Below are 26,604 nucleotides of genomic sequence, written 5' to 3'. Positions count from 1 at the left end.
AAACTCCGGTTCAGATTCAGGTTCGGGCCAGACGATGGCGATTGAGACGGCGCTCAACAGCGCCCGCGGCGGTATCGAGTAACAGGGTGATCAGCCAGTAGGCGAGGGCGACGACAAGGTAAATTTCCAGTGGGGCATAGCTGATGGAGATGGCTTGCTTGGCCGCGTACATGAACTCTTCCACGCCCACTACCGAGAGCAGCGCGGTGTCCTTGATCAGGCCTATCAACAAGCCAATCGATGGCGGTAGCGCAACGGGCAGTGCCTGCTTGAGCAACACATGACGCAGGGTTTCCCAAGGGCGCAGGCCCAGCGCGGCGCTGGCTTCATACTGGCCCCGGGCGATGCCGCCAAATGCGGAACGCAATACTTCACCCATGTACGGCCCGTAATACAGGGTCAATGCGGTAACCCCCACTACCGGTGAACTGAGGGTGATGCCATATTCCGGCAAGATGAAAAACAGCAGATAGATGAGCACCAGCATCGGCAAGCCCAGCACGAAGTCGATGTAGGCGCGCACTATTGCGTGCAACCACGGCTGACCTCGCTGCAGCGCCCACGCCAACAGCGCACCAAAGGTAAGGGCGGTGCACGCCGAGATCAGGCTGAGGCGCAAGGTCACCAGCAGGCCTGCTGCCAGATCAGGTGCGTTATCGAGAATCGCTGACCAATCCATCATTGCCTCCTGGAGCGGTTGAAGCGACTTTCCAGGCGTCGCGCGAGCTTGAGTGTCGGCCAGCAAATCAGCAGGTAACCGGCGACGACGATTGCCAGCACCGGGGTGGCTTCGTAGGTGCGAGCGATCACCAGTTGCCCGGCGTAGGTCAGTTCGGTCACTGCCACCACTGACGCCAATGGCGTGGTCTTGACCACCAGGGTGAACTCATTGACCAGCGCGGGCAGGCTGGCGCGCAAGGCTTGCGGTGCCGAGACATACCACCACGTTTCAAAGGCTGAGAGCCCGAGCGCCGAAGACGCTTCGGTCTGCCCGCCGGGCAGGTTGCGGTAGTTGGCGCGCAGGATTTCGGCGACATACGCTGCACTGTTCAGGCCTATGGCGAGTACCGCAGCCAGCAAGGGTTTGCCACCCAACCCGATAAGGGGCAGAGAGAAGAACACGATGAACAACTGGACAATCGACGGGACCCCACGCATCAGGCTGACGTACAAATGCCCAAGGCCGCGCCACATTGGCGTCGATCGTCCGCGCAGCCACCAGATGACATGGCCCATGCCGAAGCTGGTAACGGCGGCAAGCAACGTCAACTCCAGCGTGACCAACAGCCCGTTCGCAAGATCAGGCAGGGCATTGAGCAGTTGCGCGTATGAACTCATGGATTAAACCGGAAATTCACTGAGGTCTTCAGCCACTGACAATTCGACCGCGCCGGGTTGATCATTGCCCGCGATGCCCGTGCAGCAGGTGGACACTACGAACAGAGTATCCAGCACCACGCGACAGGTCACCGAGTCACCGGCTTTGACCGTGTTCGGTAACGGCTTCAGCGTTCCTTGCTGATCCAGCTGCACGCTCATGAACAGGTTGATCGGGTCCGGAAGTTTGGGTTGCTGACGGCCGAGACGTTGCAGCTCTGCTTTGAGCGATTCCACGCAGCCGGTCTGGTCTGGATAGCCGTTGGCTGCCAGGAAGGCGGTCGTGGAGGCCGGCATCAGCAGGTCATGTTTACCGACGCTGTCCTTGCCCAGCACCATGACCGGACGTCGACGATTATTGACCATGCGCATGCCGGCACCCAGCACGTACGAGTTGCTGAACACCCGGGTGTGATGCACCGACAAATGGACGCTGGGCTCCAGTTCGCTAAAGCCGAACAGGCTTGCCACGGCGCCGTCTTGCAGGGCGGTAATACGCAGCAACTGGCCGCGCTTGACGAGAATTGACCCGGCGCTGGCGGCTGGCACCTTGACGGACTGTGGTGGCAGTGGCGCTCGGGTTTCGATGTCGTCTTTCATGATCAGCATGGGAGGGCCTCAGGCGTGCGACGGTTCGTCATCGGAAATGACGATGTCGATGGGAGTAACGAGCAGCCCGTTACCCGGAATGATGTCCTGCGGACAGGAGGACACCGCGCAGACCAGGTCTTTCAAGGCACGAAAGACGATTCTGTCTCCTGCCTTGCTGGTCGGATCGGTGACCTGCATCCGGCAGTCGGCGGTTACCGGGCCGTTCTGGAACAGGTTGAAAGGCTCGGGCACGTTTACCGGCAGCACTCCGTAATGGCTCAGGCCTTCGTGCATGTTGTCCAGGCAATTGCGATGGCCGTCGACCCCGAAGTCAACGCTGAAGCGCGTGCAGTCACAGGCTGGCACGTTGGCGTCGTGCACACCGACGGTGTCATGCAGTACCTGCAATAAAGGCTCATCGGCGTTTGAGTAGAGGCTGTCGCCGATGGCAAAAAACAGCGAGTTCAAACGTCGACGGGTGTGGGTGGGCGAGAGGTATTGATCGGGCTGACCGTTGACGATGGCGACGAAGTCAGCGGCTTGCTGGCCGTCACGGTCAATCACCGTGATGAATTGGCCACTGCGGACTTCGAACGTGCGGCCGTGCCCGGCCGGTACATGGACTTGGGTGACAGGGGAAGACATGTGGGTTCTCATTTAGCAGGAATGAAGTCACTGGAAGGCAGGTCGAAGGTCACCCCGAGATACTGCTGTTGCAGCTTCTGCAATTCGCCGGAGTTCTTCATGGCGATGATCTGATCGCTGATGACTTTGTTCAGGCGAACATCATCTTTGCGTGTGGCCCAACTGATCCACTGGCTGTCGCCCAGTTCGCCGACCTGGCGCAGGTTGTCAGGGTGCTGCTTGCGCAGGCTGCCCAGTACGGTGATGTCGTCGAGGATGAAATCGGCCCGCTTGGTCATCAACGCTGAGAGTGTCTGATCGACACTGTCGACGCCGACGATCTTGATCGGTGCCAGCCCCTTGGCTTTGAGTTCGACGTTGAATTGTTTGACCAGTTGTTCCGGCGCGGAGGTGGTTTTAACCGCTGCGCTCAAGCCTGAGAGGCTTTCGATTTTCAGGCTGGCGGGGTCCAGACGCTTGTCATCGGCACGGGTCATGACCGCGTTGACGCTTTTACCGAACGGCGCCACGAACAGCACTTTGCTTGCGCGCTCAGCGGTGACGTTCAGGGACGAGCCTTCGGCGTCCACTGACCCTGAAATCAGCGCGGGGATAATGCCGCTGAAGGCCATCTTCTGGTATTCGACTTTTACGCCCAGGGTCTTCGCCACCTCAGCCATGATTGCCGGGGTGTAGCCGATGATCGCGCCGCTGTCATCGGTGTATTCATAGGGGGCGAAGGTTGGATCGATCGCTACGGTCAGCGTGCCACGGGATTTGATTTCATCGAGTGTATCGGCAGAAGCCACTGTCGCGTAAAGCGTGGCGCCGAAGGTCATTGCAGCCAGAACAAACGGTATACCTGGGAACATTTTTTTCATGATGGCGCCCTTTGGTTCGGTATGAAGACCAAAGGGGTATCGCAGTTTCTGTGCCAGCGTTGCTTGCGGACTTGAAAGAAGATCAGCAAGCCTTAAGAAACAAGGGTTTCACAGAATTAAATCATGAAACCAGTGTTTCTTGCTCGTATCTTCATGAGCTTTGGCAGTAGGGCGGCCCGCCCCGCGCTGGTGCGCGGCTGTGCTGTTATGGTGCCGTATCGGTCGCTATCCGGATCTATTCCAGCTCGCCCAGTTCCTGATGCAGAATCTCGGCGTTGGCCAGATGCGTCGATTTTTCGCTGGACAGCTCCCTGCCGACCAGCGAGCAGAGGAGGTTGGTGATACCTGCGATGCTCGAATTGCTGTCGAACATCAGGGTGCCCTCGGTGTGGCAGCGTATGACCCACTTCGCCAGCTTCGCAGGCTTACCGGCCAGCACATCAGAGATATACAGAATCTGTACGCCGAGGGCATTCATTGCTGCCATGCCACTCTCAAGCTGCGGCACGCGGCGGCGCAGGCCAATGCAGATGGCGACGTCGCGCTCGTCCAGCCCTGCCAGGTACTCGGCGAGAGAGTCACCGGGCGCAGGAAGCAACAGGATGTCGCTGCGGACCTGGATAAGATTGCTGCGAAACATGACGGCGATGGTCTGACTGTGGCGATAACCGATCAGAACGACCCGACGGGCTTTGGCGATGGCCTGTGCGATCTGAAACAGATCTGCCTGAGCGAGGGACTCGTAGGTTTTGATCAGGTTGGTGACTTCCTGATTCAGGTGATGCTGAATCAGTGTCTGAGGGTCGTGGTCCTCTTCACCTAGATGCTGCAAATACAAAGGCGAGCCGCCAGTGCTGGCTTTGCGCGCATCTCGGCGAGCCTTCTCATACGAGTCATAGCCCAACGCGCGGAAGAAGCGGGTGGTAGTGGCCTTGGAAACACCGGCACTGATCGCCAGCTCAGTCGCGGTCTGCATCGCCAGGTGGCCGGGCGAAGCGAGGATTACGTCGGACAGCTTCTGCTCAACCGCTGACATCTGTTCATACCGGCCACGAATACGGCTTTCCAGTGAGGCGGCTTGCTCGGCTGCTCTGGATATGACCTTGGAAGACATGGACGCTCTCACTGACAGACGAAAGCTGAAGTTTATAGAAAAGCAGGCGTGGGAGGTGATACCCGGGATGGTATGGGGCAAACGACAGTCAATTCTTGAGATCCGTACGCTGCGCGAGTACCGGCCACCTGAACCTGTTTGTTACGTTTTCTGGTGCAGGCGTTGAGGCGCTAAGTGTTCAGTTGAATGCAGCACTGCTCACCTTCATTCCTCGGCAACGATGCGCAGACTATCCCAAAGCCCCATCACCTGACTCACTGCGCCATCCAGCGTGGCATGTGGAACGCCGTCGCGCGCCAGTGTCGACAGACCCAACATGAAGCTATCGAACACGGCAGCAAGAGTCTCCGGCATCACCTTCGCGGGCAATTCGCCTGTGTTAATAGCGCGTTCGATACAGGCAACGATACCCGCACGGTTCAGGTTTCTTGCCCGTGCGAGCGGTTCGGAGATGGCCTTGCTCTCGTCCGAGCAAGCGCTCATCAGTCCTAACGACACAAGACACCCTTTGGGATGATCGGCCTCGCACTGCATTTTCGCCGAGCGGCGCAGGGTCAGTTCAATTGCTTCCCTGGGCGGCAGGGTGGTATCGAACAGGCTGTCGGTCACCCGGCCGTGGGTGGTGAGGTAGCGCTCCATGACCTCAGTGAACAGGGCCTGCTTGGAGCCAAAGGCGGCGTAAAAGCTAGGCGCAGTGATGCCTCCGCCGATGTGGGCCTTGAGCTGACTGAGGGATGTCGCATCGTAGCCATGCTCCCAGAATAAATGCAGCGCCTGCGTGATTGCCACGTCACGGTCAAACGTGCGTGGACGTCCCATCTGTGCCATGCCGGATCTCCTTCAGACGTAGTTGAGTGAGCTACTTAAATACTAATCGATACATAAGTCGTTGACCATCCCGTAGCTTCTCCCTATATTTATACCGATCAGTATATTAGTCGGGAGATTCGAATGACTGCAGATCAGAAACAAAGCGAAAAGCTTCCGCTTGGGGCGTTACTCGCATTGGCGATGACGGGGTTCATATGCATCGTGACTGAGACGTTGCCGGCCGGTTTGCTGCCCGAGATCGGCAGTGGCCTGGGAGTATCGGCATCGTTTGCCGGGCAGATGGTGACTGTTTACGCGTTGGGCTCACTTCTGGCAGCCATTCCGCTGACCATCGCTACACAAAGCTGGCGTCGTAGAACTGTCCTGCTGCTGACGATTGTCGGCTTCCTGATTTTCAACTCCATCACTGCGTTGTCTTCAAATTACTGGCTGACGTTAGTCGCGAGGTTTTTCGCCGGGGTGTCTGCGGGTCTGGCCTGGAGCCTGATCGCGGGATATGCACGACGGATGGTTGTGCCCCGGTTGCAGGGCCGCGCGCTGGCGGTCGCCATGGTGGGAACGCCCATCGCGTTGTCACTCGGTGTGCCTTTGGGAACATGGCTGGGTAGTTTTATGGGCTGGCGCATGGCATTTGGACTGATGTCCGGAATGACTCTGGTGTTGATCGCCTGGGTTCTGGTCAAAGTGCCGGACTATCCCGGCCAGTCTTCGTCACAGCGCATGGCGCTTAGTCAGGTGTTCTTTACGCCGGGTGTGCGTTCTGTATTGGGCGTCGTGTTCACCTGGATGCTGGCTCATAACATTCTTTACACCTACATCGCGCCCTTCGTCGCCGAGGCAGGGCTGGCAAATGATGTGGATCTGGTGTTGCTCACATTTGGTGTCGCCGCGTTGGCGGGCATCTGGGTAACGGGACGGCTGGTTGATCGTCATCTGCGGAAAACTGTGTTGGTCAGCCTCGTAACCTTCGCAGCGGTTTCGGTGTTGCTTGGCTTGTTTTCAAACACAGCTGGGGCCATTTACGTCGGGGTATTTATCTGGGGCCTGACTTTCGGTGGCGCTGCCACGCTTTTGCAAACCGCGCTTGCCGACTCGGCAGGTGAGGGCGCTGACGTTGCGCTTTCGATGAACGTTGTGGTCTGGAACAGCGCTATTGCAGGGGGCGGATTACTGGGTGGCGTGTTGCTTGGGCAATGGGGAGTGAGTTCTTTTCCGTGGGTCCTGTTGGTGCTTTTGCTGCTGAGCCTGGCCATTGCATCCCGAGCCCGAGTCCATGGTTTTGCAGGAGGTGACAGGCAGTCCGGGCAAGTGATCGTTGGTCATTGATATTCAGTGGCATTCAGTTGGTTGCTGGCCAAGGGCAGCAGCAAGCTCCAGCGTCCATGAGCTGAGGGAGCACGAAGCTAGCGATTCTGGCGCATCGGCATTTTGTCGATGGTCGCGAAAATCGCCTTGATGTCCAGCGGCGCGTATTGGTCCACCTTTGTACCGCCGTCCTTACCTACCAGGAGCAGACGTGTCGGGCCATCGGGCTTTACACCCAGTGTGTTGAGCAGCGACGACGTGGCCTTTGGATCCAGAGCCTTATCATTGCGCTTGCCGACGCCATTGACCACGGAATACAGCACCATCTCCCGTTCGACAAAGGCTTCGCGGTTGGCAGGTTTCATCAGCTCTTGCTGGAATTCAAGCCAAGACGCGTCGCTCGCGCTGGGTGCTACGACGATCAACGGCCGGGACTGCCAGCGCTCACTGACCAAGGGGTTCGAGGCGGTGTCAGCCATGACCTGGCTGCCCGTCATACCAAGCAGCAAGGCGAGTGGAGTCATTAAGCTTTTCATTGGCATCTCCTGAGCAGGATGTATCAACCCTTCGACGCTGGTTTTGCCGGTTTGCTCGCGATGACTGACCGAAGGTCGGAGGTTCTACACGCGCCGAGCCCGGCATTACAGATTAAGTCTGCGCTCACATAAGTCGGAGTTAGCTTAAATCATGTAAATCCCGCCCCAAGGGCGGCGTCAAAGACCATTCGGAAAATCTTACCTTTAACCCTTCGCGCTGCGGGGTGCAGCAAATAGGGCCAACCTCATAACTTTCCGCCTCTGGAAAGGGGGCAAGTCTGAGCAATGGCCAGCTCACGCCGTCTGTTGAATACTGCAAGCGCAGCACGCCTTCGGAAACGGTCACACGAAGCCAGAAATCGTCGGGGTCTCCTGTAAAGGAGCCGGGCGCCCAGTCTGATCTGCCTACGGTGAGCACGCTGCTGATCATTGGATTTCCATCGTTGAACTCAATCCCGGCCTTGACCCATGTCTGCTCGTCGAGCCTGACCATAATCCCGGCTTGATCATAAAGTTCGCGGAACTCAGCGTTAATTCTCACTTGAGCAGTGAAGCCACCCGTGGTTTTAAACCCCAGAAAATGCCCGCTGTCTCGTATGAATCCGTAGTGAGTTACCCGCCAGAAATCGGTCTGGAAATCAGTCGCCACCTCCAATGAGTCGTCTGAATAGGCGAGGCAATGGTTCGGCTCATTTAGCCAGTTGGCCGTTCGCCAGATGGACTCTTCAAAACGCTGACTGACCGCTGGAATCCATTTTTTACCTGACAAGCTGCCCTCCATATTCTGTGCTGGATGAATGGTGACTGTTTTACCTTCATGCTGGAGAAAATCAACCTGAAACCCGGCTTGGCCATTGCGAATACGTGACAGCCGTATAAAAACAGGTCACCTGTTGTCAGGCGCTTTTCGGGTGCTTGAGCTAGCTGTATGGACAAGACATCAATAGCTTGGCTCGGCGTCCGTGGCCCGGACGGGCATTTGCGGCACATATTCTCGTCCTGCCAACTCACCGGCTACTGTGCTTACGGTCCAGCGCCCCGGATGCCAAAGCTAGCAAGAGCGCAATCATTGAAAGAATGGCGCCTGCCCAGTTAGGGGCCGCCAGACCCAGGCCGGCAGCGATCACAATGCCACCCACCCAGGCACCGATGGCGTTGCCGAGGTTGAACAGGCCGATGTTTACCGCAGATGCCAGGGTCGGAGCGCCCGCCGCTCGGGCCTTGTCCATGACGAGTTTCTGGATAGGGGAAACGGTTGCGAAGCCAAAACCTGCCATGAGCAGGATGCAGGCTACCGACATGATCTGGTTGTGAGCGGTCTGGCTGAAGATCAGCAAGACGATTGCCTGGCCACCCAGCGTCAGGTACAGCAGTGGCATCAGAGCCTTGTCGGCATAACGACCACCCAGGATGTTGCCAACGAACAGGCCGAGACCGAAGACAACCATCAGCCACGTCACGCTACCAGGGTCAAACCTGGCTATTTCGACCATCATCGGTGCGATGTAGGTGATTGAAGTAAAGAACGCTGCCGGGCCAAAGACGGTGATGCCCATCGCGAGCAAGACGCGGGGGTTCGCAAACGCTGCGAATTCTTTCTTGATCTGAGGGCGCTCGTGGTTAGGGATTTTGGGTATCAGCATCAACACGCCGATGAAGCCCAGCACACCCACGATCGTGATCGCGTAGAAGGTGTCGCGCCAGCTCATCACCTGGCTCAGCCAGGTGCCGACCGGAACGCCTACCAGATTGGCGACCGTCAAGCCGGAGAACATGAACGAGATGGCCTGAACGCGTTTGTTCGGCGCAACCAGGTCGGCGGCGAGGATTGCACCGATGCCGAAGAATGCGCCGTGAGTCAAAGAGGTCACTAACCGACCCAGCAGTGCGATATCGAAGTCGCTTGCTGTTGCCGTGACGAAGTTGCCGATGACAAACAAACTCATCAGGAGCAGAAGCATAGGTTTACGAGGAATGCGGGTACCCAGAATGATAAGCAGAGGTGCGCCTACGAATACGCCCAAGGCGTATACGGTTGCCAGATTACCGGCCTGGGGGATGGAAATATTGAAATCTGCAGCCACTTGGGGCAGAAGCCCTGCGATGACGAATTCAGTCGTTCCGATTCCGAATGCACTGAGGGCCAGCGCCCATAAAGCTAAAGGCATAGTCTTCATCCTGTGTATTTTAGAGTTGGAGTCGTCGCGCTTTAACGCGGGCCTGAGAGAAAGAAGGCGATGGGTGCTCGCCACTTCCTGTTGCGGCAATGACTCGCAGGGAATGGATATTTCAAGATGTGACTTTGCCCGTATCTTCTAGGTTGATAAAGGCGCTCTCAGTAGCAACAGAGTTGAGTATTTCTCTACTTGTTTGCAGGTAACCTGCGATCGTGGAACGCGGTGATGTCCTCCTAACTTGCCTGGACGAAGCGTTCACGAAGAAGGTTCGAGTGCAGAAACTGCAAATCCCAATGGGTAGGAATCACTTTGGGAACAGGCTAAGGTAGAGCTATGGGAGAAATACCGCCTATTATTTCTTGCAGATGGGAGTAAAAGTCTACAATGGCGCAGATTGAACAGGCCCTTAGTGGTGTGCTGATCTTCGTGACCGCCGCACGCACAGGAAGCTTTACCAAGGCTGCCGATCGGCTCGGCATCACCAAGTCAGCAGTGGGAAAAAGCATTGCGAAGCTTGAAGAACGGCTTGGCTGCAAACTCTTCCATCGCACCACCCGAAGCTCTGGGCTAACCGTGGACGGAGAGGCCTATTTTGCGAGTTGCTCGGCAGCTGTCGACGAAATCCTGGCAGCAGAGGCGTCGCTGACCAGTCACCAACAAACACCCAGTGGGCGCTTGAGGGTCGATCTGCCAGCAGCCTACGGCCGCAGCGTTGTGCTCCCGGTACTGTTGGAAATTCTGGACGCAAATCCCGACCTCAAATTAACGGTGACCTTCAGCGATGCCGTCATTGATTTGATCGAAGAGGGCATCGATCTCAGTATTCGCTTTGGCACATTGAAAGATTCAAGTGGCCTCGTTGCACGTCGTCTGACGGTGCAGAAGCAGATCATTTGCGCGTCACCCGGATACCTTGCGAAACACGGCTGTCCTGAGTCTGTTGAGGACCTTCAGACCCACAGCTGTATCGTAAGCTTCCGTCGCGGACAGCGGATGAGTTGGAGCGTCCAGAATGCAAACGGTGAACTCACCCGGATTACTCCACCGGGTACCCATGAAGTGGGTGATGGTGACGCCATCGTTTCCATGACGGTTGCCGGGCACGGTATCTGTCAGATTCCGAACTCTCTGGTTCGAGACCACCTTGAGGCTGGGCGACTCGTTCAAGTGCTGGAAAAATACAGTACCGCCGATGTGGCGATTCATGCGGTCTGGCCACAAACGCGTCACCTGCTACCGAAGGTTCGACGTGTCGTGGATGAACTCGTGTTACGCGCTGAGCGTGGGGCGCTGGATTAAAATAGCGTCGTGCGGCCATGTATGTGCGCCAGCAGGACAGCCCCGCTGGCATTACCTCGCTTTCCATAACTTGAATTACGGCCTGGCGCTTGGCGCGCTCATTGACGTAGTGAACGGCAAACTAGCGAGCTCTTCCAAAGGCTTCTTTCTGAGTTTCTCCGAGAGAATTTCCACACCCCAAGGCCCGTTGTAACCGGTTGACTTGACGGATTCGATGAAACCGGTCAAATCGAAGGTTCTTTCTCCGCAGAGCTGGCGCCAAAAGGGCTCACCTCCGTACGGCCTAAGGGATGCACGCCGTGTTTGAATATCAAATGATGAACTTAAGAGGAACGCCTGCTTAGTGTTGCTCCATTCTTACCGATGAGCCGTTATCGGGATTGTTTTTTGTTCCCTGGTCACTGTCTGAATTGTCAAAGCACCCAGACATGGCCCCGGTAATGCACAAGATTAGAACCAGCGTTGTAGTGATTTTCTGCATGTTGCAAACTCCTGAAAGGTCGACAATCTATATGAGGCCCCGAGCTTTCGGAGGGTTCACCGTCTATAGGTTGTTTCACTGTAGAGTTATTTTCTCCAATCCAATGAGATACGCGTCTTTTCAGGGGACGTAAATTAAGGTAAGTGTCTCCATCTAAACGGCGATGTTGGATAGGCTTACGCAGGGCGGGGCGCCCATTTTACTTGATCAACTGTCACGCACTGGTTGCTGCGATGATTCAATCCCGTGCCTGACTCAACTTACCTCTCCGCCCTGGTCAAACTTCAACCGTGCAGCTTCAACATCAGGTAATTTATCGAGCGTCCATTTATGCAATTCGCGAAATGGCTGCTGCAGTGTTCGACCCAGCTGAGTGATCTCATACTGGACCGCCACAGGCGAGAACGAAATGACCTTGCGCGAGACGATGCCAGTTTGTTCCAGACGCCGCTTCCCGAGATTGATGGTGAGAAACGTCGTTCCATCCCGCGCTCAAGCTACATGCTAAATTCAAGCAGGCCGCCATGATGAGATTGCTGACAAACTCAAGCGTGCGCTGCACCTTATGTTGAAAAGTCTCTGAGGAAATACCGTAATGGTCATTCAATCGCGGCTGAGCGAACTCACTGAAGCATCCATGGATGAAGCCCAGCGTTCGGTACTCAAGGACATTCTTGCGGGCCCGAGGGGCAACCTGGATGGACCTTTTCTGGCCTGGATTCACAGTCCAGAACTGGCCAGTCATGCCCAGCAACTGGGAGCGTTCTGTCGATATGGCACGCGGCTCGAGTTGCGCCTTACGGAGTTGGCGATACTGTTCACCGCAGCGTGGTGGCAGTCGCAGGCCGAGTGGCAAATTCATGAGCCGATCGCACGTGCAGCGGGTGTCGCAGACTCGGTTATTGAAGCACTGCGACTGCAAGTAGTCCCGCAATTTGCGCGCGAGGACGAAGAGTTGGTCTACAGCTTGGGCAAGTCATTGTACGAGACGCGTCGTATTAACGAGGATTTGTATGCGAACGCAATTCAGGTGTTCGGAGAGCCTGGCCTTGTAGAGCTTGTCGGGGTGTTCGGGTATTACTCGTTGGTGGCGATGACTTTGAATGTCTTCGCGGTGCGTCGTGATACTGATGCACCGCTGCCGTTTGTTGAGCCATGAGTCTGTTGTTGAACTGATACTCCGTGCCTTTTGGAGCCGAAGCATGTTGCTATGAAGATGTAGTGTCATGCCTTGGCAGGATCATTTGGTTAGAGGCTATCCGGATCGCCAAAAAACATTTTGACTGGGCTCTAGGACGATATTTTTAGGCAGAAAAATGTCAAATATGCCCCCAATTTTGCCCCCACTTGCACCGGTTGTGCTAGCGATCGTGAATGGCGATTCCTGATAAACACCAGTGTGGCTTTGGCTCGCTTTCAGTGTACGCCCTGAAGTCAGTATTTAATGTTCTTGTGACCGTCCTCATCGTGCCTCGGCGTTGCGTTGCAGTATTTTTATGCTGCAATGCGTCGGCAGCAGCCTTCCATCTGCGTGCAATCGATTTGTTTCTTGTTTCGGATGTGTACCAGGATCATGCTATCGATAAACTCTGCTCAAATTGCGAGATCGCTGTGAAAGTGTCGCTCGATGGAATGAGCTTGCTTGAATCAATTGCACGAGACCTCTCTGCGCCCGGCATGACCCCTGTGCTTGCGATCGAGCGTGCTCTCAAAGCACTTCTGAATGAGCGATTCGCAGGCGCTTTCTCGGACATCCTGGTTAAGCCGCCCAAGGTCAAATTCCACGCGATGTACTTCAAGCAACGGTACGCTTCGCTGCCAGTCCTTCTTGGTAGTGAATACGAGACTTGGTATCCGGAAATTACGCTACCCACTGCTACGTCGCACGCTTTCGATCAGATTGAACTTACGTCTGAGGCTCTAGAATTGCTTCCCATAGTATACGGGGGAGGGGTTTCCAAGGTTCATCAACTCAAACGGAAAGACCTGAAGAGGCAGACAAACCACACTGTGCAGATCAATCACATCAAGCTTGGCTCAGAGGGTATCGAGGCTGTATTGAGCTGCTTTGTGCACTATAGGTTCGCAGATTAAGCCCCTGCTAATCCTAAGCTTCTATTGATATTCGTATTAGTTATTTATTACTGAATCAATAGTCTATTACGCTATATCTGATGCCGCCTGCTGCGACTCATTTGCCCGTTGTTCCTCTTTGATCTTCGACGTTGAGATATCCATGAAGCCGCCTGTTACTGCCCGTGATATTGCCTTGGTCAGTGCCCGCGGATTAGGCAAGTCATTTGCCGCAAACCCGGTATTGCAAGACATTGATTTGCAGCTCTATGCCGGTGAAGTTGTGGCGTTGCTGGGGGCCAATGGTGCGGGTAAGTCCACGCTGGTCAAGATCCTTGCTGGTAGCCATGGGCATGATGCCGGGCAGTTATTGGTCAATGAGCAGCCCGTGCGTTTCGCATCTCCCAAGGACGCTCGCCAAGCCGGTATCGTCGCGGTGCATCAGCATGTAGACGAGGCGGTGGTGCCGGGTTTCACCGTCGCAGAGAACCTACTGCTGGATGAACTCTGCCAACCGCGCGGTCCTCTCTACAGTCGGCGATCCCAGCTGCAAGAACGGGCTCGGCAGATAGCCGCCAACCTCGATCTGAAGCTGCCACTGGATGCGCCTATCGGCAGCCTGGGGACGGCGGAACGGCAACTGGTCGTGCTGGCTCGCGCATTGGCGCTCAAGCCCAAACTACTGGTGCTGGATGAGCCGACTGCTGCATTGTCTGCCACCGAGGCAGAGCGTCTTTTTGAACTCATTGATGCGCTGCGCGAGCGCGGCGTATCGATTCTCTACATTTCCCATCGTTTGTCCGATCTGCAGCGTGTCGCAGACCGCGCAATTGTTTTGCGTGACGGCCGACTGGCTGGCGAGTTCACAGCACCTCTGGATCTTACTGCTGCCGTGCACGCGATGCTGGGCAGCGAGCTGGAGCCCGTGACTCACCAGCAGGTCGAGCGCGGTCAGAAGGTATTGCAGGTGCGCGGTTGCCAGGTGAGTGAGCGTAGCGCTGGTTTCGACCTGGATTTGTATGAAGGCGAGGTAGTAGCCCTGACTGGGCTGTTGGGCGCGGGTAAGAGCGAAATCGCCGAGCTGCTCTACGGTTTGCGACGCGCCGTGGCCGGGAGCATCGAGCTGGACGGTAAACCATGGGCGCCGAACTCTCCGCAACAAGCCATCGCGGGTGGGGTATTCATGGCCAGCGAAGACCGCGTCGGTGGCTCGTTGGTGCCGGGCTTCTCTCTCGCTCGGACCCTGACCTTGCCGTTCCTGCGGCGCTTCAGCCGTGGCGGGGTTATCCATCAGACTGCCGAGCGTGAGGCGGTGCAGGAGCAGGTGCAGTCCCTGGGCATCAAGTGCACCGGGATCGATGTGCCGATGGATACGCTTTCCGGCGGCAATCAGCAGAAGGTGGTGCTGGCCCGCTGGTTGCTGGGTAACGGACGCGTGCTGATTCTCGACGAACCTTTTCAGGGGGTGGACATCCGCGCCCGTCGGGAGATCGGTGCGCGCATCCGGGCCAGTGCGGGAAGGCGCGCCACGCTGGTGATCTGTTCCGACCCCGATGAGGCACTGGAAATTGCCGATCGCATTCTGGTGGTTCGTGATGCCTGCGTCATCGCTGACTATTCCCGCGTCGGACTGGACCGCGCGCAACTTGTTGCGCAGCTGGCGGGTATCTCGTCGCACACCACCCTTGACCCATTGCCCCTTCAAGGAGCCACGCTTGTCTGAGTCGACATCTGTACATTCCCCGAGGCTGCGGCCGGGCGGATCATTGCTGCGCTTTACCATCCATTACGGTTTGCTGCTGGTCCTGGCGATCGTGGTGGTGTTGTTCTCGGTACTGGAACCTGCATTTCTGCGAGTCGGAAATCTGTTCATCATTCTTCAGTCGGTTTCTATCGTTGCCTTGTTGGCCTTGGGTGTGACCCTAAGCATGTCGGTGGGCGGCCTGGATCTGTCCATCGGCGCGGTCGCGGCCATGAGCCTGATGTGCGCCAGTTATGTGATGGTTGTCCTTGATTGGGGGCCGCTGCCGGCGATTTTGATCAGTCTTGGTTGTGGCGCGCTGGTGGGTTTGCTCAACGGTTTTTTGATTGTGCGCATGGGAATCCCTGACATTCTCGCCACTCTGGGCAGCATGTTCCTGATTATCGGTCTGCAATTGATTCCTACCGGTGGGCGCTCGATTGCGGTCGGCATGACGTTGCCAAACGGGGAGGAGGCGAGCGGAAGTTTCAGTGCGGCTTTCCTTGCATTGGGGCGTGCGCGGTTGTGGGACACGGTGCCGGTTCCGGTGGTGGTGATGCTGGTCGTCGCCTTGCTGATCTGGGGGCTGCTGGAACTGACCCGCTTTGGCCGTGTGTTTTACGCCATCGGTGGCAACGAACGGGCGGCGCGACTGGCCGGTGCTCCTGTTGAAAAATACAAGCTGCTGGCCTACGTGCTGTCGGCACTGCTGGCATCACTGGGCGGGTTGCTGCTGGCCGCACGGCTTGGACGCGGCGACGTCAGCTCCGGCAACGGCCTGGTGCTGGATGCCTTGGGTGCTGCGCTGATCGGTTTTGCGGTACTCGGTGCGCGGAAGCCCAACGCCTTTGGCACGCTGGTTGGCGCGCTGCTGGTAGCGACGCTGCTCAACGGCCTGACCATGCTCAACGCGCCGTATTACGCCCAGGACTTCGTCAAGGGCGCGGTATTGGTATTGGCGCTGATGTTTACCTTCGGCCTCGCGCAACGGGCGCGTTGAGCCACCCTCAGATAAGGATCATTCGATGTCGGGATTCATCAATCGCGGGCTGCGCCGTTTATTCGCTGCCACTCTGGTTTTCTCTCTGGCCGGGGGCGTCCATGCAGCCGGTATCGCCGGTGCCCCGGCGCCTTTTGACAAGGGCGGGGTGAACATCGCTTTGGTGGGATACCTGTTTGCCGGGGATTTCCCCGAGGCGTACTTGCGAGGCGTGGAGAAACAGTCGGCGGCTTTGGGCGTCAATCTGCGTTTGTTCGATGCGCGGCAACAGGCGGCGACTCAGCGAGAGATGCTGGAGCAGGCGATTGATCTCGGTGTCGACGGCATCATTGTTCAATTGGGTCTTGCGGAGACGTTGAAAGATACCGTCGCCAAAGCGGTCGCCAAAGGCATAAAGGTTGTGGCATTCGACATCGATCTGGGTAACCCGCAAGTCACCCAGATCGAACAGGACCACCACCAATTGGCGCGTTTGGCGCTGGGCCAGGCGCTGAAGGACAACGGCAATACATTCCAGGCCGGTTATGTGTTCATCGGTGGCTTCACGCCGATGGAGCGCCGCGATGAAATCTGGCGGGAGGTCAAAGCGGCTAATCCGGGCATCATCGAGAAAGCAAGATTCGGCACCCTTAACCCGCCAATCGCCAACTCGGTTGCGGATCAGGCAAGCGCCGTTCTGCGCGCCAATCCGCAGTTGCAGGTGGTATTCGCGCCCTTCGATGAATTCGCCAAAGGTGCCAAGATCGCAGTCGACGAAGCAGGCCTTGGCAAGCAGGTGAAAATCTACAGCGCTGACATCTCGACAGCAGACATTCAGATTATGAAGGAGCCTGACAGTGCCTGGGTCGCCACGGCTGCGGTCAACCCGGAGGTGGCAGGAGCGATCAGCGTGCGCAGCCTGGCCATGCGCATTGCTGGTGAAAATCCTGGCACGCATGTGTTGGTGCCACCGGTACTGATCACTCGCCAGCAATTGTTGGATCTGGATGTTAAGAACGTGCGCGACCTGGCGCAAAAAGTGCCCGCATTCGGCGAGGCTGCTGGCGTTGCAAGTACGCCATGGATCCCGCTGGCTAAGTGAGAGTGGTTGGCGAGTGCTTGATCGATACCCTTGCTCAAGTGCGTAAACAGATCTGCCACTTTCTGTCGATACCGTTTGACCCTGACCTCGCGCTTTCGCGAATCAAGCGCGCTCCTGAAATGGGTTCAACTTCGACGGCAATAATTAAGTTTTTAAATTGATGCGCTAGTTATTTACTAACTGTTGCCTGTTCAACACCCACTGTTTAACAAGCAACAGTTGTCTCTCCCGATATAACCTAAGTATTAATGGTTCTTTGGCTTCAGCCCCAGCCTCATCTAGCATCCAGCCTTCAGGGGTTTTGAGTAACTTCGGGGTTGTTCTGCCCCGGTGTTGCCAAGTTTGATCTAGCGGCTTGTGCAATGCGCGCAATGTTCCTGATCACTAAAAATTACAGCAGCGATTACCGCCTCACTGTGGCCGACATTCAAGCATCGGCCGGGGTTGGTATTACCTGCGATCCAAAGGAGCTGTTCCATGCACCACCGTTCACGTTCATTACTTGCCGCTGCTGTTGTAACGGCAATGACCCAACTTCCTGCCCAGGCTGAAGAGACTACGGTAACTAATGACGATACTCGCCTGGGGGCGGTTCTGGTCACTGGTACGCGAGGCACGTCGCGCACCGTGCTGGATTCGCCTGTGCCGGTGGACGTGTTGACTGCGGCTGATCTCAAGTCCGCTGGTGCCAGTAATGGCGAACTGGGCCAGGCTTTACAGACGTTACTGCCGTCCTTCAGTTTTCCGCGTCAATCCAACTCGGGCGGTGCCGACCACGTTCGGGCTGCGCAACTGCGGGGCATGAGTCCCGATCAGGTGCTTGTGCTGGTCAATGGCAAGCGCCGTCACACCTCTGCACTGGTCAATGACTCATCGAAAATCGGTCGTGGAACCGCGCCGGTGGATTTCAACTCGATTCCCATCAGTGCGATCAAGCGCATCGAAGTGCTGCGTGACGGCGCCGGTGCGCAATATGGTTCTGACGCCATTGCCGGGGTCATCAACATCATCCTTGACGACGCTCCCGAAGGCGGCGAAGTGTCGACCACATACGGTGCTTATCACACCCACCAGAACGCCATCGGTAAAACCACGACTGACGGACAGAACAGCCTGACCACTGCGAAGATCGGCACACGCCTTGGCGAAGAGGGCGGTTTCATCCGTGGCGGGACCGAGTACAAAGATCGCAACCCCACCAACCGTGCCGGTTTTGACGGCTTCGCTGATACACCAGGCCAACGCAATTATGTGATGGGTGACGGTGTGGCGCGGGATGTCAACGCCTGGTTCAACAGCGAGCTACCACTGGCGGGCGGTAAAGCTTATTCGTTCGGCACTTACAACGAGCGGCACACCACCGGTGCCGAATTTTATCGCTATCCCTCCGAGCAACCACAGTTCTACCCCAACGGTTTTCTTCCGCAATCGTTGGGAGACAACAAGGACCTGTCTGCCACGGCCGGTTTCAAAGGCTTGATCGGTGAAGACTGGGACTTCGACAGCAGCATCACTCACGGTCGGAACCATTTTGAATCCGCCACCCAGCGCACCCTCAACGTTGCCTTGGGCGCCGACTCGCCGACGCATTTTGATACGGGAGAATATGAGTTGCGGCAGACTACCGCCAATCTGGACTTCACCCGTGAGCTGCGCCTGGGATCACGTTCTTTTGTACTGGCTGTCGGCGGTGAATACCGTTACGAAAATTACCTGACGTACGCAGGTGATCCGACTTCATATTTCGGCTCCGGGGCTGACGGTGCCAACGGCCTGCGTCCAAGCGAAGAGGTGGATCTGGATCGCAATGTCTTCGGCACCTATGCCGAATTGTCCGGCGACCTGACTGACCGTTTATTCGTGGACGCCGCCACGCGCTGGGAGCGTTACGACGATGCGGGCAGCAAACTCACCGGCAAGCTCAGCGGTCGCTATCGTCTGACCGAGCAGTGGGCGTTGCGCGGTGCCATATCAAACAACTTTCGCGCGCCGTCCCTGGCGCAAGTCGGTTTTCAAAACACCACCAGCAACTTTGGCACTGGCGGTACGCTGACTGATATTCGCGTGCTATCGGTCAACGACCCGATCGCCCGTGCTCTTGGCGCTCAGGATCTGGATCCGGAAACCTCGAAAAACTTCAGCCTGGGTTTGACGGCACAACTGAGCGAGCGTTTCGATGCGTCGCTGGATGTATTCCGCATTGATGTGAAAGACCGCATTACCTTGTCGCAGCGCATCGGCAGCGATGCGCTGGAGCAGTACATCAATGACAACCTCGGCGTCGCCGGGGTTCATGATGTGAACTTCTTCACTAATGCCGCCGATACCCGCACCGACGGGGCCGAGCTGGTTCTCAACTACCATCAGCCATTGTTTGCTGGGCAGTTGGGTTTGACCACCGCCTATACCTGGAACCACACCAAGGTCACCAAGACCAAAGGCACGCCGTCGCAACTCACCGCTCTGGGGATTGGTAACGACGCGCTGGTGGGGGTGGAAGAGCGCAACACGTTGACCGATGCCGCGCCACGAGACCGTTTCGTTTTTTCTGCTAACTGGGCCAGCCAGCATTGGGGGCTGTTGGGGCGTTTGACGCGTCAGGGCAAGACCACGCGGGTATTCGATTTTGGCGACTCGCAGCCAGAGCAGACCTATAACGCGGTCTGGCAACTGGATGCCGAGGTGCAATACAAATTCACCCCGAAATTTGATATTGCGCTGGGTGGCAACAACCTGACCGACCGATACCCTGAACGCTCCAGTTCGCAGATCAACTACGGCGGTAACCTGCCGTATGACGTGCTGTCGCCAATCGGCACCAATGGTGCTTATTACTATGCCCGGGCTACTTACGGTTTTTAAGCGACAGTTTTCCTAAGGTTTTTTGTGGATATATCCGTTGTTGGTGTAACAACGGATGTACACAAAGCATCAAACCAAGCCTCTAACGCTACAGATGTCTCTCGCCTGATTCAGAAAGAAACATCCGCGGGCTGAGACAAGCGCAGCACTGACAGATCGCCAGTGACGCGTTTCCACGCCAGGCGAATGGCTTCGATGTCCTTGCCGTGCTGAGCTGTGTTTTCGTGAAGGATCACAATCACTTTGGTGCTCAGCCGTTCTGGCTGGGCTGCACCTTTGTCACGCCACTGACCGTAGGCATCCAGCGCCGTGAAGCCGTCGGGGAAGCGTGGCGTGACCTCCTTGTCGAGAAACTCACGCCAGCGCTCCGGACTGATGTTGCCTTCCTTGCGGCCCAGCGATCCGGTGGAGAAGTACAACTCGGTACGCAGCCAGACTGCTTGAGCGGGACGACTGCTGTCGCCTTGCAAGGTTGAACTGGTCGGGTTGGTGGTGTGAACGGACTCGATTGGCGTAGCGGCACAACCGACCATGACCAGAAACATCGTTGGCAATAACAGACGTCGAAACATCAGGTTTTTTTCCTTGAGCGGAGCAGGGTTGAATAGTCGCGTAGCCGCAGACTAGTAGTCGCGCACTATAAGAAGCGGATTTGCAAGACTGAAATAACAAAAAACGCAGCGCGCAACGCCTTATTGAATAAGCCTCAATTATTCGTTTGGCACTCAATGAACTAGGGAGGAAAGCGAGGTTTTTTATGCCTGTTTAGCAGGTCGCGGAGAGAAAATATTCTTTTAAGAAATAAGCAGCATGATGGATCATTTATCACATTGTGTTTTGCAAGCTGTTCCGGTCGCGTAAGGAACGCGTGCTTTTTCGAATGACGGAGTAAGCGTTCCATGGAACTGCCATATGTGTTGTTGACCTGCTGCGTGCTGGCGACGTTGTTTTTGTAAATGTGTGGAAGATGGTGTTGAAGCTTTACATCCGTTCAGGAAGATTCCCGAGAGTATTCAGCCATGAGTGATAACGCGTGGGGCGCCGTCCCAGTGCTGACATTGCCCCAGGGCGATAAGAACCCGCTGTCGATCCGCGCCAAAGCTTTGGTGTTTGCCGATCCTCGTTCCCGGGAGTTGCTTGAATACCTCAAGCGGGTTGCGCCGAGTGACGTACCGGTGCTGGTCAATGGCGAAACCGGGACAGGCAAAGAGCTGGTTGCCCGGTTCATCCATGAAGCCAGTGGACGGAAGGGCGCATTCGTCGCAGTCAACTGCGGCGCGATCAGCGAGAGCCTGGCTGAAAGCGAACTGTTCGGGCACGAGCCCGGCGCGTTTTCCGGCGCGGTGGGGCGTCGTGCAGGCTGGTTCGAAGAGGCTGATGGCGGCACCCTGTTTCTGGATGAAGTCGGCGACCTGCCGTTAGCGCTACAGGTCAAAATGCTGCGCGCCTTGCAGGAGCAAGAAATCGTCCGTGTGGGGTCGCGCAAGCCGATAAAGATTGATATCCGCCTGGTCACGGCGACCAACATCGACCTTGAACAGGCGGTTGATGCGGGTAACTTTCGGCTGGACCTGTTTTACCGGATCAATGTTGCTCAGGTTCAGGTACTGGCGCTACGCGAACGACCGCTGGATATTCTTCCGCTGGTTGAGCATTTCCGCAAAACCTACAGTTTGAAACTGAAAATCACCGAGCCGATGTTATCCGAGGCGACGGTCAACGCTTTGCTTGCCTATCCGTGGCCCGGCAACATCCGTGAGCTGGAAAACGTGGTGCACCTTGCACTATTGGTCGCGGGCGACAAGGTGATACGCCCCGAGCATTTGAAGTTCTCTGCCGGGCTCAGTGCTAGTCAGAGCAATACCGAAGGCGCCCCACGCTTGCCTCAGGAAACCATCCGCGATCAGTTACGCCGCCTGTTTGATGTGCCAGGTGATTCGCTGCTGTTCGATCTGGAGGACTTGATCGTGCGTGAAGCCTTCGCCCATTGCAGTTTCAACCAACTGCGTACGGCCGAGTTACTGGGCATCACCCGTAACGCGATGCGTACGCTGCTGGTGAATCACGGCATGCTCAAGGGGCGGGAGAAGACTGGCGGTTGAGCGGCTGATGCGCCTCGGGCGCACGCAGCCCGCGCAGCAGGGGTAACAGCTCCTCACCCAGGTGTATGGCTTCTTCCAGGTGTGGAAAACCCGACAGGGTGAAGCTGTCCACGCCAAGCTGGTGATACTCCTCGATACGCTCGGCGACATCCTGATAGCTGCCGATCAGGGCAGTGCCTGCACCTCCACGGACCAGACCCACGCCAGCCCACAGGTTGGCCGAGACCTCCAGTTCGCGCACGCCATGGACGCGGCCATGGTTCAGGCTGTTTTGGCGCGACTGACCCACGGACTCATAATTGGCCAACTGGCGCTGGGCGCGTTCGATGGCTTCCTGAGGGATTTCATCCAGCAGGCGTTCCACGTGATCCCAGGCCTGTTGCGCAGTGGGCGCGGCGAACACATGCAAGCGCAAACCGAAACGCAGGGTGCGCCGCTGAGCCTGAGCGAGATCGCGCATGCGCGTAATGCGCTCGCCAATCATTGCCGGGGGTTCGCCCCACATCAGATAGGTCTGGGCATGACCTGCGGCGGTCTGCTCAGCGATCGATGATGCACCGCCAAAATAAATCTCGGGCATTTTTCCGGGGGCCGCAATGGCCGCAGTTTCCGCGCCTCGATAATAGCGGCCGTGGTAGAGATGCCCTTCGCCAGACCAGGTGGCGTGGAGTAACTGTATGAACTCTGCGCTACGGGCATAACGTTCGTCATGCTCTAGAAAGTCACCCAGTGAGCGTTGTTCAAAGCGACTGGAACCGCTGACCACGTGTAGTGCCAGGCGGTTCTTGCTCAACATTTGCAGTGTCGCGGCACGCTGCGCGGTGTAGCTCGGCAGCTCCAGGCCGGGTCGCACCGTCAACAGAAATTTTAGGCGCTGTACCTCCTGGACCAGCACTGAGGTAATCAGCCATGGGTCTTCGAAGCCACTTGCAGTGGGCACCATGATTGCGTCAAAACGCGCCTGCTCAGCGGCGCGAACCACTTGGCGCAAGTAAGCAAGGGAGGGCGCTCGTTCGCCCTCCTGGAACAGGCCTGCTTTAGGCAAACCGCTGCTGGTCAGATGGCGCCCGTCGCCATTGGTGGGCAGAAACCAGTTTAGCTCAATAGCGCCGGGTTTACGGGTGGACATGATGCCGTTGCTCCTCACGCAATCCTTTGGCCTGCAGCAGTGGCAGGACCTCTTCGCCAAAGCGCAACGCATCGCTGACTGCAGGCTGCGCGCAGATATTGATATGGCCAACTCCCAGTCCGTGCAGCTCTTGTAGACGCGTTGCGATCTGCTGCGGCGTTCCGACCAGCAGGGCTGGCCCTGCCTTGAACGGTCGCCATAAATTGGGGTGGATTTCATGGCGTCGGACCAGGATGTTTCGCGCAGTCAGGTCTGCGACTTTCTGATCCTGAATACGGAAGTATGCCAGTGCGCTAGCTGCTGAATGTTCGCCCAGATATTGCTCTGCGGCAGCCCATGCTAATGCTTCGCTGCTGGCCATGATCAAACCCAGGTCGCAGGCAAACTTGATGGTGCGTCCTTGCTCGTTCGCCGCTGCTTGAAGGCGGGCAATTTCGCTGATGACCCAGCGCGGTTCGGCAGAGCGCAACACACATTCATCGGCATGCCGAGCGAGCAGCGTAATGCTTTGACTGTCGTCGAGAATCAGCGCCGGAGCGGGCAGCGTGCGCCGGGCGATACCGGCGTTTTCCAGTTGAAAGTAGCGGCCGGCAAAATTCAGTGGATCAGACGCCGGATTCAACAGGTGCTGGAGGATATCCAGATACTCGCCGATTCTCTCGCTGCGTTGATCGCGGTTGAGCCATTCACCGAAGGCGCTGCGCAGCTGTTTTTTTTCACCGTCAGGCAAGTGCAGACGCACGCGATTACCGCTGATGGATTGCAGGCTTTGCGCCGTGGCCGCCAGCGCTGCTGGCAGGATGACCTCCGGGGTAATGCTGACCGTGAACCCCAGCGAACGAGTATGAGCGCACAAGGCAGCAGTCACGCCAAGGCTTTCTGCGGGGATCGAGTCGCCCGGTACCCACAGGCGATCAATGCCAGCGTACTCCACGGCCTGCGCCAGTTGAATCCACTCGCCGGGCTGATCATCCCAGGCCTGTGCATCAAGGCTGTGCTCTGTGTGGCGGGGCACCAATTGCCAGCTAATCTCAAGACTCATTGCACGGCCTTGTTCGTTGAGAGGGGCAATGGCGGCAGCGGCAGACTCAGTAACGACTGAAGTTCAGACGCTGCGTTGACCGTTGCCGGAATAGCGTTGAAGGGGCTGATGGTCAAATAGCCCTTGTCGAGCCAGACCGCTTCATCATCCTGTTGGCTGGCGCCTGGCGGTGGATTGTACTGAAAACTGATGCCGGGTTGTCCGGCCAGTCTGACGTCGAGCTTACCCATGTCGTCGGTGTAGATCACCGCGAAAGGCACGTAGCTGCCAACTTGGGTCAGGCGTACGCCTTTGATGGCAGTCAGTGGCGGCAGATTGATATTCAAACCGATCCCCTTGGGCAGCAGCGCCCCGTCCGGCTGGCGATGCTGCTCAAGATTTTTCACCAGCCCGGCAATAAGCGTAGCCACTTTTAGCGGATTTTTTTCCTTGAGGTCAGTACTGACCGCCAGGCTTGGAACACCAGTCAGCAGCGCAACACTGGCCGCGTTGAACGTCCCGGAAGCGTTGTTGATGACGCCCAGATTGTTGCCAGGGTTGGGACCAACGATGACCAGATCCGCTTGCGGCATAACTTTTTTCAGGCCCATCAGAACGGCCATGACCGGTGTGGCGCTGATGGTGATGTCAACTGTCTCACCGGCACAGGCGAGGCTGGTGCATACGCCTTTTTCCGAGGTGCTCAGGTAGTAACTGTCGGGCCACGCGGGGTCTGCGTCCTGCCCGATCTGTACTTTACGTCCGTAAATGAACGCGCCGCCACGTGCACTTTGCTCACTGAAGGGCGCGGCGATCTTGACGTTGTGACCTTGTGATCTGAGCTCACTGTACAACGCCCGAATGTTAGCGTGGGCATAGCCGTCGTCGTTGCTGAGCAAAATATTCAAGGCAAAGGCAGGCGTGGTGAGCAGACTGCTGAAGGTAATCAGCAGGGCCCCGCAACGTCTCATGACACGTCCGCCAAGGCTTTGTTTCGTGCCTTCTGCAAGGTATTTTCCGGTCTGCTCAGACCAAGGTTTTCGCGCAGCGTGTTGCCTTCGTACTCGGTACGAAACAGGCCACGGTTTTGCAGCAGCGGAATCACTTGATCGACAAAGACATCGATAGCGCCGGGGAAGTAGGGGAAGAATACATTGAAGCCATCGCAGGCCCGTGCCTCGAACCAGGTCTGCAAGGTGTCGGCGATGTCTGTTGCCGTGCCAATTACCGGGTTGCCCGCTGCCAGTCGCAGGTACAGCTGACGAATGCTGAGGTTTTCCTTGCGGGCCAGTTCCAGTACGCCGTCGCGGCGGCTGCCGCGCTGGCCGGGTTCAGTGGCCGGGAGTGGGCCGTCCAGGTCATGGCCTGAGAGGTCAATGTCATCGCCCAGGGTATCGGCCAGCAGCCGTAAGCCCAGGACCGGATCAATCAATGCCTGAAACTCCTCGAACAAAGCTTGTGCCTGCTCTCGCGTTTCACCGATGAATGGAGTGATGCCCGGCAGAACTTTGATCGCGTCCGGGTCGCGTCCCAGTGCGGCCGCACGGGCTTTGATATCGCCGTAGAACGCCTGGGCCCCGGTAACATCGTGATTGACGACGAAGATCACTTCGGCAACCCGGGCGGCCAGCGCTTTGCCGGGTTCGGACGCGCCGGCCTGCACCAGCACCGGATGGCCCTGAGGCGGACGTGCAACGTTCAGCGGGCCGCGTACTGAGAAGTGCGGGCCTTTGTGATTCAGGACATGCAGCTTGCTCTCATCGAAATAGATGCCGCTCTGTTTGTTGCGCACAAACGCATCGTCTTCCCAGCTGTCCCACAGGCCTTGCACCACATCGTGGAACTCTTCGGCGCGCTGGTAACGGTCGGCATGATCGGTGTGTTGCTCACGACCAAAATTCCAGGCCTCGTCGCTGACCACAGACGTCACGAGATTCCAGGCTGCGCGCCCCTTGGACAAGTGGTCCAGCGAGGCGAACTTACGGGCAATATGGTACGGCTCGTTATAGGTGGTCGTGGCGGTGGCAATCAAGCCAATATTGTGGGTGACAGCGGCCAGGGCCGACATCAATGTCAGGGGTTCAAAATGTTCGGCGCGGGCTGTGCGGCTCAGCGCGTCATGATGGTGACCCCAGACGGCGACAACATCGGCGATGAATAGCGCGTCGAACTTGCCCCGTTCGGCGGTCTGGGCAATTTGCTTGAAGTGTTCGAAATCCTGACTGGCATCGGCTTGGGCCAGTGGATGGCGCCATGCGGCGACATGATGGCCGCTGTTGGCCAGAAAGGCGCCGAGTTTGATCTGATCAGTGCGACGGGTCATGGAAGGCTCCCGGTAATAAAGGGCCGCCCCTGGGCCGGATGAACCGGGCAAGGAGC

24 protein-coding genes and 1 pseudogene are annotated in these 26,604 nt (G+C 57.1%); 9 read left to right on the top strand and 16 right to left on the bottom strand.

The window, feature by feature from the left end; translation table 11 throughout:
* Positions 1-16: 16 nt before the first annotated feature.
* The 7 genes from RX972_RS02065 to RX972_RS02035 form a co-directional block, all read right to left on the bottom strand.
* Positions 17-679, bottom strand: coding sequence for an amino acid ABC transporter permease (locus RX972_RS02065; protein WP_316872388.1), 663 nt, complete (start codon positions 677-679; stop codon positions 17-19).
* Entirely contained in the window at positions 679-1,338 is a 660-nt protein-coding gene (locus RX972_RS02060; protein WP_027898549.1) for an amino acid ABC transporter permease, read from the bottom strand. Before RX972_RS02060 ends, RX972_RS02065 begins: the two co-directional genes overlap by 1 nt.
* 3 nt (positions 1,339-1,341) lie before the next feature.
* Complete coding sequence (locus RX972_RS02055; protein WP_316872387.1) at positions 1,342-1,986, bottom strand: urea carboxylase-associated family protein; 645 nt, start codon at positions 1,984-1,986, stop codon at positions 1,342-1,344.
* A 9-nt stretch (positions 1,987-1,995) separates the two neighbouring features.
* Positions 1,996-2,613, bottom strand: a complete 618-nt coding sequence (locus tag RX972_RS02050) for a DUF1989 domain-containing protein (RefSeq protein WP_122709030.1) — start codon at positions 2,611-2,613, stop codon at positions 1,996-1,998.
* An 8-nt stretch (positions 2,614-2,621) separates the two neighbouring features.
* Complete coding sequence (locus tag RX972_RS02045) at positions 2,622-3,473, bottom strand: transporter substrate-binding domain-containing protein (protein ID WP_263267166.1); 852 nt, start codon at positions 3,471-3,473, stop codon at positions 2,622-2,624.
* A 235-nt stretch (positions 3,474-3,708) separates the two neighbouring features.
* Positions 3,709-4,587: a MurR/RpiR family transcriptional regulator gene (locus RX972_RS02040; protein ID WP_231671895.1), complete on the bottom strand. Its 879-nt coding sequence runs from the start codon at positions 4,585-4,587 to the stop codon at positions 3,709-3,711.
* Positions 4,588-4,791: 204 nt separating this feature from the next.
* On the bottom strand, positions 4,792-5,415 hold the full coding sequence (locus tag RX972_RS02035; RefSeq protein ID WP_316872386.1) for a TetR/AcrR family transcriptional regulator: 624 nt from the start codon (positions 5,413-5,415) through the stop codon (positions 4,792-4,794).
* Positions 5,416-5,538: 123 nt separating this feature from the next.
* Between RX972_RS02035 and RX972_RS02030 the strand changes: the two genes are divergently transcribed.
* Entirely contained in the window at positions 5,539-6,744 is a 1,206-nt protein-coding gene (locus RX972_RS02030) for an MFS transporter (protein WP_316872385.1), read from the top strand.
* Positions 6,745-6,821: 77 nt separating this feature from the next.
* On the opposite strand, the gene RX972_RS02025 is transcribed toward RX972_RS02030, so the two are convergent.
* From RX972_RS02025 to RX972_RS02015, 3 genes are all read right to left on the bottom strand, one after another.
* On the bottom strand, positions 6,822-7,259 hold the full coding sequence (locus RX972_RS02025; RefSeq protein ID WP_231674614.1) for a DUF4174 domain-containing protein: 438 nt from the start codon (positions 7,257-7,259) through the stop codon (positions 6,822-6,824).
* 139 nt (positions 7,260-7,398) lie between these two features.
* Positions 7,399-7,977: a DUF1349 domain-containing protein gene (locus RX972_RS02020; RefSeq protein ID WP_410478185.1), complete on the bottom strand. Its 579-nt coding sequence runs from the start codon at positions 7,975-7,977 to the stop codon at positions 7,399-7,401.
* Between the two features lie 289 nt (positions 7,978-8,266).
* Positions 8,267-9,427 (bottom strand): MFS transporter, encoded by a 1,161-nt coding sequence (locus RX972_RS02015; RefSeq protein ID WP_122397613.1) that lies wholly within the window; start codon positions 9,425-9,427, stop codon positions 8,267-8,269.
* A 393-nt stretch (positions 9,428-9,820) separates the two neighbouring features.
* On the opposite strand from RX972_RS02015, the gene RX972_RS02010 reads away from it, so the two are divergent.
* Entirely contained in the window at positions 9,821-10,735 is a 915-nt protein-coding gene (locus RX972_RS02010) for a LysR substrate-binding domain-containing protein (protein WP_263267162.1), read from the top strand.
* 736 nt (positions 10,736-11,471) lie between these two features.
* Here the strand turns inward: RX972_RS02010 and RX972_RS02005 are convergent.
* A pseudogene (locus RX972_RS02005) lies at positions 11,472-11,669 on the bottom strand (winged helix-turn-helix transcriptional regulator); the annotation flags it as partial.
* A gap of 142 nt (positions 11,670-11,811) precedes the next feature.
* On the opposite strand from RX972_RS02005, the gene RX972_RS02000 reads away from it, so the two are divergent.
* From RX972_RS02000 to RX972_RS01975, 6 genes are all read left to right on the top strand, one after another.
* Positions 11,812-12,375 (top strand): carboxymuconolactone decarboxylase family protein, encoded by a 564-nt coding sequence (locus RX972_RS02000; RefSeq protein ID WP_316872383.1) that lies wholly within the window; start codon positions 11,812-11,814, stop codon positions 12,373-12,375.
* Positions 12,376-12,590: 215 nt separating this feature from the next.
* A complete protein-coding gene (locus RX972_RS01995) occupies positions 12,591-13,310 on the top strand; it encodes a hypothetical protein (RefSeq protein WP_316872382.1) in 720 nt (239 codons plus the stop codon).
* A 142-nt stretch (positions 13,311-13,452) separates the two neighbouring features.
* On the top strand, positions 13,453-15,012 hold the full coding sequence (locus tag RX972_RS01990; protein ID WP_316872381.1) for a sugar ABC transporter ATP-binding protein: 1,560 nt from the start codon (positions 13,453-13,455) through the stop codon (positions 15,010-15,012).
* 25 nt (positions 15,013-15,037) lie between these two features.
* Positions 15,038-16,030, top strand: coding sequence for an ABC transporter permease (locus tag RX972_RS01985; RefSeq protein WP_239959230.1), 993 nt, complete (start codon positions 15,038-15,040; stop codon positions 16,028-16,030).
* A gap of 25 nt (positions 16,031-16,055) precedes the next feature.
* A complete protein-coding gene (locus tag RX972_RS01980) occupies positions 16,056-17,111 on the top strand; it encodes a substrate-binding domain-containing protein (protein WP_316872380.1) in 1,056 nt (351 codons plus the stop codon).
* Positions 17,112-17,588: 477 nt separating this feature from the next.
* Positions 17,589-19,973, top strand: a complete 2,385-nt coding sequence (locus tag RX972_RS01975; RefSeq protein ID WP_316872379.1) for a TonB-dependent receptor — start codon at positions 17,589-17,591, stop codon at positions 19,971-19,973.
* Positions 19,974-20,083: 110 nt separating this feature from the next.
* Here RX972_RS01975 and RX972_RS01970 read toward each other — a convergent pair whose 3' ends face one another.
* Positions 20,084-20,545, bottom strand: a complete 462-nt coding sequence (locus tag RX972_RS01970) for a DUF3574 domain-containing protein (RefSeq protein ID WP_096115958.1) — start codon at positions 20,543-20,545, stop codon at positions 20,084-20,086.
* Positions 20,546-20,992: 447 nt separating this feature from the next.
* Here RX972_RS01970 and RX972_RS01965 point away from each other — a divergent pair, with 447 nt between their 5' ends.
* Positions 20,993-22,075, top strand: a complete 1,083-nt coding sequence (locus tag RX972_RS01965) for a sigma-54 interaction domain-containing protein (protein WP_096115959.1) — start codon at positions 20,993-20,995, stop codon at positions 22,073-22,075.
* On the opposite strand, the gene RX972_RS01960 is transcribed toward RX972_RS01965, so the two are convergent.
* Genes RX972_RS01960 through RX972_RS01945 form a run of 4 tightly spaced genes read right to left on the bottom strand, consistent with a single transcriptional unit; the run spans position 22,047 to position 26,548 of the window.
* On the bottom strand, positions 22,047-23,204 hold the full coding sequence (locus RX972_RS01960) for an LLM class flavin-dependent oxidoreductase (RefSeq protein WP_316872378.1): 1,158 nt from the start codon (positions 23,202-23,204) through the stop codon (positions 22,047-22,049). The genes RX972_RS01965 and RX972_RS01960 overlap by 29 nt on opposite strands.
* The gene (locus RX972_RS01955) at positions 23,191-24,246 is read right to left on the bottom strand and encodes an LLM class flavin-dependent oxidoreductase (protein WP_316872377.1); all 1,056 of its coding nucleotides are present in this window, start codon (positions 24,244-24,246) and stop codon (positions 23,191-23,193) included. Before RX972_RS01955 ends, RX972_RS01960 begins: the two co-directional genes overlap by 14 nt.
* On the bottom strand, positions 24,243-25,196 hold the full coding sequence (locus tag RX972_RS01950; protein WP_096115962.1) for a 5'/3'-nucleotidase SurE: 954 nt from the start codon (positions 25,194-25,196) through the stop codon (positions 24,243-24,245). Before RX972_RS01950 ends, RX972_RS01955 begins: the two co-directional genes overlap by 4 nt.
* A complete protein-coding gene (locus RX972_RS01945; RefSeq protein WP_316872376.1) occupies positions 25,193-26,548 on the bottom strand; it encodes an LLM class flavin-dependent oxidoreductase in 1,356 nt (451 codons plus the stop codon). The genes RX972_RS01950 and RX972_RS01945 overlap by 4 nt, the downstream gene beginning before the upstream one ends.
* Between the last annotated feature and the right edge of the window lie 56 nt (positions 26,549-26,604).

It is taken from the genome of Pseudomonas syringae group sp. J309-1, assembly GCF_032582135.1.
Classification (GTDB): domain Bacteria; phylum Pseudomonadota; class Gammaproteobacteria; order Pseudomonadales; family Pseudomonadaceae; genus Aquipseudomonas; species Aquipseudomonas quasicaspiana.
This window is presented reverse-complemented; position numbering and strand designations above follow the sequence as displayed.

Excerpts from the sequence above, each read along its gene's own strand:
- RX972_RS02010 (WP_263267162.1), top strand. The coding sequence starts at position 9,821 with ATGGCGCAGATTGAACAGGCCCTTAGTGGTGTGCTGATCTTCGTGACC.
- RX972_RS02055 (WP_316872387.1), bottom strand. The coding sequence starts at position 1,986 with ATGCTGATCATGAAAGACGACATCGAAACCCGAGCGCCACTGCCACCA.
- RX972_RS02000 (WP_316872383.1), top strand. The coding sequence starts at position 11,812 with ATGGTCATTCAATCGCGGCTGAGCGAACTCACTGAAGCATCCATGGAT.
- RX972_RS01990 (WP_316872381.1), top strand. The coding sequence starts at position 13,453 with ATGAAGCCGCCTGTTACTGCCCGTGATATTGCCTTGGTCAGTGCCCGC.
- RX972_RS01965 (WP_096115959.1), top strand. The coding sequence starts at position 20,993 with ATGAGTGATAACGCGTGGGGCGCCGTCCCAGTGCTGACATTGCCCCAG.
- RX972_RS01945 (WP_316872376.1), bottom strand. The coding sequence starts at position 26,548 with ATGACCCGTCGCACTGATCAGATCAAACTCGGCGCCTTTCTGGCCAAC.
- RX972_RS01950 (WP_096115962.1), bottom strand. The coding sequence starts at position 25,196 with ATGAGACGTTGCGGGGCCCTGCTGATTACCTTCAGCAGTCTGCTCACC.
- RX972_RS01955 (WP_316872377.1), bottom strand. The coding sequence starts at position 24,246 with ATGAGTCTTGAGATTAGCTGGCAATTGGTGCCCCGCCACACAGAGCAC.
- RX972_RS01980 (WP_316872380.1), top strand. The coding sequence starts at position 16,056 with ATGTCGGGATTCATCAATCGCGGGCTGCGCCGTTTATTCGCTGCCACT.
- RX972_RS02060 (WP_027898549.1), bottom strand. The coding sequence starts at position 1,338 with ATGAGTTCATACGCGCAACTGCTCAATGCCCTGCCTGATCTTGCGAAC.
- RX972_RS02035 (WP_316872386.1), bottom strand. The coding sequence starts at position 5,415 with ATGGCACAGATGGGACGTCCACGCACGTTTGACCGTGACGTGGCAATC.
- RX972_RS01975 (WP_316872379.1), top strand. The coding sequence starts at position 17,589 with ATGCACCACCGTTCACGTTCATTACTTGCCGCTGCTGTTGTAACGGCA.
- RX972_RS02065 (WP_316872388.1), bottom strand. The coding sequence starts at position 679 with ATGGATTGGTCAGCGATTCTCGATAACGCACCTGATCTGGCAGCAGGC.
- RX972_RS02045 (WP_263267166.1), bottom strand. The coding sequence starts at position 3,473 with ATGAAAAAAATGTTCCCAGGTATACCGTTTGTTCTGGCTGCAATGACC.
- RX972_RS01970 (WP_096115958.1), bottom strand. The coding sequence starts at position 20,545 with ATGTTTCGACGTCTGTTATTGCCAACGATGTTTCTGGTCATGGTCGGT.
- RX972_RS02025 (WP_231674614.1), bottom strand. The coding sequence starts at position 7,259 with ATGAAAAGCTTAATGACTCCACTCGCCTTGCTGCTTGGTATGACGGGC.
- RX972_RS02030 (WP_316872385.1), top strand. The coding sequence starts at position 5,539 with ATGACTGCAGATCAGAAACAAAGCGAAAAGCTTCCGCTTGGGGCGTTA.
- RX972_RS02040 (WP_231671895.1), bottom strand. The coding sequence starts at position 4,587 with ATGTCTTCCAAGGTCATATCCAGAGCAGCCGAGCAAGCCGCCTCACTG.
- RX972_RS01960 (WP_316872378.1), bottom strand. The coding sequence starts at position 23,204 with ATGTCCACCCGTAAACCCGGCGCTATTGAGCTAAACTGGTTTCTGCCC.
- RX972_RS01995 (WP_316872382.1), top strand. The coding sequence starts at position 12,591 with ATGGCGATTCCTGATAAACACCAGTGTGGCTTTGGCTCGCTTTCAGTG.
- RX972_RS02050 (WP_122709030.1), bottom strand. The coding sequence starts at position 2,613 with ATGTCTTCCCCTGTCACCCAAGTCCATGTACCGGCCGGGCACGGCCGC.
- RX972_RS02015 (WP_122397613.1), bottom strand. The coding sequence starts at position 9,427 with ATGCCTTTAGCTTTATGGGCGCTGGCCCTCAGTGCATTCGGAATCGGA.